Origin of the sequence: Devosia sp., from assembly GCF_017307565.1 — a bacterium.
In the GTDB taxonomy this organism is placed as follows: Bacteria; Pseudomonadota; Alphaproteobacteria; order Rhizobiales; family Devosiaceae; genus Devosia.
Genome location: NZ_JAFKHD010000169.1, coordinates 1 through 5,204 on the forward strand (window position 1 = coordinate 1; position 5,204 = coordinate 5,204).

General features: G+C 62.2%; 8 protein-coding genes. 4 read left to right on the forward strand and 4 right to left on the reverse strand.

What is annotated here, in order from left to right; all coding sequences use genetic code 11:
* The coding region (locus J0I64_RS04665; protein ID WP_291406447.1) for a PTS sugar transporter subunit IIA at positions 1 to 329 on the forward strand (329 nt) is incomplete at its 5' end.
* Positions 330 to 427: 98 nt separating this feature from the next.
* Here J0I64_RS04665 and J0I64_RS04670 read toward each other — a convergent pair.
* Both J0I64_RS04670 and J0I64_RS04675 read right to left on the reverse strand, forming a co-directional pair.
* A complete protein-coding gene (locus tag J0I64_RS04670) occupies positions 428 to 712 on the reverse strand; it encodes a DUF1150 family protein (RefSeq protein WP_291406448.1) in 285 nt (94 codons plus the stop codon).
* A gap of 16 nt (positions 713 to 728) precedes the next feature.
* Positions 729 to 1,148, reverse strand: coding sequence for an Hsp20 family protein (locus J0I64_RS04675; RefSeq protein WP_291406449.1), 420 nt, complete (start codon positions 1,146 to 1,148; stop codon positions 729 to 731).
* 142 nt (positions 1,149 to 1,290) lie between these two features.
* On the opposite strand from J0I64_RS04675, the gene J0I64_RS04680 reads away from it, so the two are divergent.
* Complete coding sequence (locus J0I64_RS04680; RefSeq protein WP_291406450.1) at positions 1,291 to 2,142, forward strand: glycosyltransferase family A protein; 852 nt, start codon at positions 1,291 to 1,293, stop codon at positions 2,140 to 2,142.
* 48 nt (positions 2,143 to 2,190) lie between these two features.
* Here J0I64_RS04680 and J0I64_RS04685 read toward each other — a convergent pair whose 3' ends face one another.
* The gene (locus J0I64_RS04685) at positions 2,191 to 2,733 is read right to left on the reverse strand and encodes a TetR/AcrR family transcriptional regulator (protein WP_291406451.1); all 543 of its coding nucleotides are present in this window, start codon (positions 2,731 to 2,733) and stop codon (positions 2,191 to 2,193) included.
* Positions 2,734 to 2,818: 85 nt separating this feature from the next.
* Between J0I64_RS04685 and J0I64_RS04690 the strand changes: the two genes are divergently transcribed.
* Positions 2,819 to 4,333 (forward strand): MFS transporter, encoded by a 1,515-nt coding sequence (locus J0I64_RS04690; protein ID WP_291406452.1) that lies wholly within the window; start codon positions 2,819 to 2,821, stop codon positions 4,331 to 4,333.
* Between the two features lie 48 nt (positions 4,334 to 4,381).
* Here the strand turns inward: J0I64_RS04690 and J0I64_RS04695 are convergent, their stop codons facing one another.
* Positions 4,382 to 4,693, reverse strand: coding sequence for a hypothetical protein (locus tag J0I64_RS04695; RefSeq protein ID WP_291406453.1), 312 nt, complete (start codon positions 4,691 to 4,693; stop codon positions 4,382 to 4,384).
* 273 nt (positions 4,694 to 4,966) lie between these two features.
* On the opposite strand from J0I64_RS04695, the gene rpmI reads away from it, so the two are divergent.
* On the forward strand, positions 4,967 to 5,167 hold the full coding sequence (gene rpmI / locus J0I64_RS04700) for a 50S ribosomal protein L35 (RefSeq protein ID WP_035084480.1): 201 nt from the start codon (positions 4,967 to 4,969) through the stop codon (positions 5,165 to 5,167).
* The last annotated feature ends 37 nt before the right edge of the window (positions 5,168 to 5,204 follow it).

Below are 5,204 nucleotides of genomic sequence, written 5' to 3' on the forward strand. Positions count from 1 at the left end.
TTGCTGGCCGCGAGGAACTGGGGTCGACTGGCCTGGGGAATGGTATTGCTATCCCCCATGGCAAGCTCAATGGTCTCAAAGGCGTGACCGCTGTCTTCGCCCGACTGGATACACCCATCGACTTCGATGCGGTGGATGACCAGCCGGTCGATGTGGTGATCATGCTGCTCGCGCCTGTCGGCGCCGGCGCCGATCACTTGAAGGCCCTGTCGCGCGTGGCGCGGCTCCTGCGTACCGAAAGCGTCATCGACCAATTGCGCCGCGAGACGGACGTGAAGCGCCTCTATGCGCTGCTGATCACGCCGCTCGAGGATTCCTGCGCCGCCTGATAGCGTGGCACCATCAAATCAAAACCCCGCGGACCCCAAGGGTTCGCGGGGTTTTTGTTTTGATTGGCTAGTTCCTGCGGCAGGACTGCCGACAAGGCCTAGTGCAGCGTGGCGAGGCCCAGATTCTTGTCGCCGAGCCACTCGTTCACCGCATCTTCGGTATCGGCCACCATGAGCGGGGTACCGTCTGCGGACATGACGAGCTGGTAGAGCTCGGTCTCGTTGAACTCGGCGTCGCGGATCATGTGCGAGAGCACGAGGCCCGAAACCGGTTTGATATAGGCCACGGCGCTGCCGCCAAGGGCAGCGAACTGAGCCTGCGTGAGGTGCCGAAGCGGATGCGCGTCGGCAGGAACGGCGTCGGTATTGCGTCTATCCATCATTTTTTGGCCCTTTCCTTCAAAGCGAGCGAATGTCGATACGGCGGGCTAGCTTGGGCGCGCGAGGACGCTCAAGAGCAATAACGAGCATGCCATGGCTCAAAGTTGCATCTTTCACGATCATGCCATCGGCAAGAAGGAAGGTGCGCTGGAATTGCCGGGCGGCAATGCCCCGGTGCAGGAACTCCCGCCCCGGCTCGTCCTTCTGCTTTCCGCGAACGTTAAGCTGGTTGTCCTCGCTCATCACTTCCAGTTCAGCGTCGGAAAATCCGGCAACCGCGATGGAGATGATGAAGCGTTCCGACCCGTCTTCGCCGACGGTGCGCTCGATATTGTAAGGGGGGTAGCCGTCCGCAGACCGGGCAAGCCGATCGATCCTCTCCTCAAAGCTGTCGAAGCCGAGGAGAAAAGGCGCGGAAAAGACCGATATACGCGACATCTACGCCGTCCTTGTTCAAGCAAGCAACGAATACTGCCGACCCAAAACTCTGGCATCGACAGGCTGAGGCAGATATGGGTCCTATGGCCCGCGTGTTCAAGCCTGAGCCGGCGGCGCCAGCGAAGCGATCAGAGGCATTTTTATGACCCAGTCCCGAACCGTCGCCGTCATTACGCCCGCCTTCCGCGCCCAGGACACCCTGCCCACCACGGTGCAGAGCGTGCTCACCCAGACCCATGCCGACTGGCAGCATTTCATCATCGCCGACGATGGCTTCGACTATGCCGGTTTTCTCGAGGAACAGGGTTTGAGGGACGACCGGCAGGTCTTCATGACCAGCGGCGGCATCGGCACGGGCGCCTCGCGCACCCGCAATGTGGCGCTGGCGCAATTGAGCGTGCCCTATGTCGCCATTCTCGATGCCGACGACCGGCTAAAGCCGCAAAAGCTGGAATTGGCCGTCGCAGCGCTGCAGACCCATGCGATCGTGACCACGGCGCTCGATGTCATGACCATGGAATTCGACCACCTGCGTTATGTCGGGGACGGGCCGGACCGGGAACTGACGCCTGGCGAACACAAGTGGGTGAGCCTGTCCATGGATTCTATGGTGGTGTGGGACCGGACGAAGACCGATGCCCGTTACGATCCGGGCCTGAGCAACATGACCGATCTCGAACTGCTGCTGCAGCTCTATGGCAAGGTGCCGCTCTCCATGCATCTGGGGGCGCCACTGCACGACTACATCAAGCGCGATGGCTCGATGAGCAACGGCAAGGATGTGGCGGCAGGGATGATTGCATCGAAAACCGAAATCCTGCGCCGGCTCGAAGCGGGCTTTTATGGGCTTTCGGCGGTGGATGTGGCCGGCGTCGCGCGTTTCCTGCGCGTGTCGCTGGCGGCGGAAGCGGCCTATGCGGCGGCGATGGCGGAGCAGCCTGGCCTGCTGTTCGAAAACCACATCGAGCCGATGCTGAAGGCCGCCCGGGCCTGAGAGGACATTCGCGCTTGCCGGCATCCCCCCAACCTCCCCCTTGCGGGCCTAGCCGAGCAGGAGGTCCAAAATATCGGCGTGGATGTCCTGCCAGTCCTTTTCGGTGATCGAATAGAGATCAAAGCCGCGCAGGGTTGCTGCGCCTTCGACCGCGAGGAGAGCCAGGCGGGCCTTGCGGCCGGCAGGCGTTGACGTGTCGAGCTTGGCGAGCGCTTCGCGATAATAGTCCTGGGCGCCCTGCCGATATTGCGGTGAGCGCATGAAATTGGCGATCAGGGCCAGCGAGCGCTCGGTAACGAGTTCGCTTGCGCCCTTGCTGCCCAGCACATGCGCCCGGACGCGATTCTCCGGCGTATCGCCAGCCGAGGCCAAAAAGGCGTCACCGATTTCGTCCATAGCGGCAAAGGCGCGGGTAAAGAGCGCGTCGATCAGCGCGTCCTTGCTGGGAAAGGCATAGAGAACGCCACCCTTGCTGACCCCTGCCTCGGCAGCCACCGCATCCATGGTCAACTGGCCCGCGCCATCGCGCAGCACCACGCGCTCGGCGGCATCGAGCAGCGCGCCGCGATCAATTGTTTGTTTCCGGCCCATGGCGATCTCTTTTCAATCCGTCCAGACGGATTTATATAGCCGGTCATCCGGCAGCGATAGGTCTGTCTGCCAAGAGGAACTGGAAATGTCATCCCCGCGCAACCGCTGGCTGGTGCTTTTGGCCGTCATGCTGGCTTTTCTTCCTGTCGTCATCGACATGACGATCCTGCACATCGCCGTGCCTTCGCTGACGCTTGCCCTGGGCGCGAGTGGCACCGAGATTCTTTGGATCATCGACATCTATCCGCTGATGATGGCGGGCCTGCTGGTGCCCATGGGCACATTGGCGGACCGCGTCGGGCACCGGCGGATGATGCTGACCGGTCTCCTGGTCTTTCTGGTGGCTTCCGTCGCCGCGGCCTTTGCGCCGACGGCGACGATGCTGATCGCGGCCCGCGTGGGCCTGGCTTTCGGCGCCTCGATGATCATGCCCAATGTTCTCGCCATCATTCGCCAGACGTTTGAGGATTCCAAGGAACGCGCCCTGGCGCTGGGCCTTTGGGGCACGGTCGGTTCGGCTGGCGCCGCACTCGGCCCTCTCGCCGGTGGGGCCCTTCTCGAACATTTCTGGTGGGGCTCGGTCTTCCTCATCAACGTGCCGGTGATGATGATTGTCTGGCCGCTCGCCTATTTCACCATTCCGCGCCGTGAGACGACGGCGACCGGCAACTGGACCATCGGCCAGGCGCTGATCCTGATCGCGGGTCTGATCGCGACTGTCTATGCGATAAAATCCGGCTTCAAGCCGGGCAGTTCGCCGCTGGCGACCGGCGCCAGCCTTGTCGGCGGCCTCGGCCTTCTTGCCTGGTTCGTGCGCCAGCAGATGAGCTCCGCAGAGCCCATGCTCGACCTGTCGCTCTTTTCGCGCCCGGCGATCAGCATGGGCATGATCATGGCGCTGGTCGTTTGTGGGTCGCTGGCGGGGGTGGAACTGACCGTGGCTCAGGAGCTGCAATTCGTCGTTGGCCATAGCCCCCTTCAGGCCGGTCTTTTCATGTTGCCGCTGGTGATTGCCTCGGGCATTGGCGGGCCGATCGCCGGCTTTGCTGTCGGGCAATTGGGGCTGCGCAATGTGGCGGCGGTGTCGCTGGCAACCGCGGCATTGAGTCTTGCCGGGCTCGGTTTCAGCGATTTTCACAATCCCGGCCCTGGCGTCGTCGCGCTGATGGTGGCCCTGGGTCTGGCGCTCAGCATCGGTCTGACCGCTTCGTCCATCGCCATCATGTCGAGCGCTCCGCCCGAGAAGGCCGGCGTCGCCGGCTCGCTCGAAGGCACGGGTTATGAGCTGGGCGCGGGCCTTGGCATCACCTTCTTTGGGGTGCTGCTGGCCTCGAGCTATTCGGGTGCCTTGCGCATTCCGGTTGAACTTGCCAGCGACTTGCCGGTCAGTGCTGCCTATTCCATCGGCGAAACCATGATTGCGGCCGAACAGCTCGGACCAGCCGGGCAGCCACTGATCGAGGCCGCGCGATCGGCCTTTTCGAATGCCCATGGCATGGTGCTGCTGAGTGCTGCGAGCCTGATCGGCTTGCTGGCGGTCGCCGTCTTCATCGCCCTCAGGCACTACAAGGACGACGCGGTCACCGCCGGGGCGCACTGAAAACAAAACGGGCGGCCATTGGCCGCCCGTTTTGGCATGCTCTAGAGGTCAGAGCGCATAGAGCGTGACGCTGGTGCCGCCGCCGCTCGAGTCGAGCCCAACGATTTCACTGATGGTGAAACCCTGCTGGACCACGGTCCGAGCCAGGGCGGGGTTGTTCTTGATGATCTGCTGCAGCGCAGCAGTGTCGACGCTGATTGCCATCTGGCGTGCTTCGGAAGGGCTGACCTTCAACACTGTGGCGTAGTTGGCCTGGTCGAGTCCGCGCAGCGAAGTGTGTGCCTCATAAGGGGCGGCCATGGTGGCGCCTGCAGAGGTGGCGAGGAAGGCGGCGACAGCGAAAGTCTTGAAAAGACGCATGATAATCTCCTATTGCTTGGTAAGCGTCTGCATCAGAAGCTCGCAGGAAATACGCTTGAGGCCGCCCTCGAGTTTCATGAATGTTCGGCAAGGTTGAGCACGCATTTGTGTTGGATCGTTTGCACGTGCTGCCTCACCCGCAGGTCTTGCCTTTCTCCCCTATTCCCCCTATAGAGCGCCATCTCCGGACCGCCCGGCCAAAAGGCATGCCGTGGCGGTCTTTGAAAGCGACGGGCTCGCAAGAGCCTGTTAAGACCAATAAGGACCCGCAAAATGCCCAAGATGAAGACCAAGTCCGGCGCCAAGAAGCGTTTCAGCTTCACCGCCTCGGGTAAGGTGAAGGCCGGCGTTGCCGGCAAGCGCCACCGCCTGATCAGCCACAACGCCAAGTACATCCGCACCAACCGCGGCACCAAGATCCTGTCCAAGGGCGACGAGGGTCTGGTGAAGTGGTACATGCCGTACAACCGCTAAGATGGAAGGAAACTAAAGAACGGCACGCGTAAACAGA